The sequence below is a fragment of the Spiroplasma endosymbiont of Megaselia nigra genome (assembly GCF_003987485.1).
Classification (GTDB): Bacteria; Bacillota_I; Bacilli_A; order Mycoplasmatales; family Mycoplasmataceae; genus Spiroplasma.
Genome location: NZ_RCOO01000317.1, coordinates 1 through 739, shown reverse-complemented (window position 1 = coordinate 739; position 739 = coordinate 1). Strand labels below are relative to the sequence as shown.

General features: G+C 26.9%; 1 protein-coding gene. It reads left to right on the top strand.

All coding sequences use genetic code 4. From position 1 onward, the window contains the following. On the top strand, positions 1-694 hold a 694-nt coding region (locus tag D9R21_RS07875; RefSeq protein ID WP_158614021.1), incomplete at its 5' end, for a PBSX family phage terminase large subunit. Positions 695-739 lie beyond the last annotated feature (45 nt).

Sequence of the window (739 nt, the reverse complement as noted above, 5' to 3'; positions counted from 1 at the left end):
ATTGCCAGGCAATACTAGTGGGTCAATCTTTGCAAGATATATTGATATTATGCAAGCAACAGATATTATTCAACCAACTAAGTTATTAGGTGGTGTTGATTTAGCAAACTCTACTAGTCCTAAGGGACATACAACAGCAGCGAGTTTTTGAATATATAATTCATTTGATAAAAAAGCATATAAAGTTGCTGAATATACACACTCAAATGCTACACAACAATTTAAAGGACCATTAGAACAAATAAAAGATATTTTAGAGTTTTACAACAATCAATTAAATCAATATTTTAATTTAATTCAAAAAGGTATATCAATTAATGTTGATGATAGTGCTTATGCAACATTAGAAAGTTTAAATAAAGAAAAATATAACTATACTTTTGGTCAATACATGAATTTTAAACCAGCACAAAAGCAGAAGTTTAAAATAAAACATCGTGTAGAAGCATTTACAATGTTAATAAATACTAATCAATTAAAATGATTATGAGAAAAATGTCCTGTAAGTAAAACTCAATATGAATTAATTCAATGAGAAGATAAACAAGATGCCAGAGAAGAACGAATGTTGGACTTATACGATGATACATTTGATGGTGATTTTTATGCTTTACACTTTGAATTAATACCAATGGTTAAACATAATAGTTCAGCAGATTATAAATTATGACAACAAAGGGAGTGAATAAATTAATGAAAAAAGATATTTATGTAATACATGATGAGCGTGTAATAAATG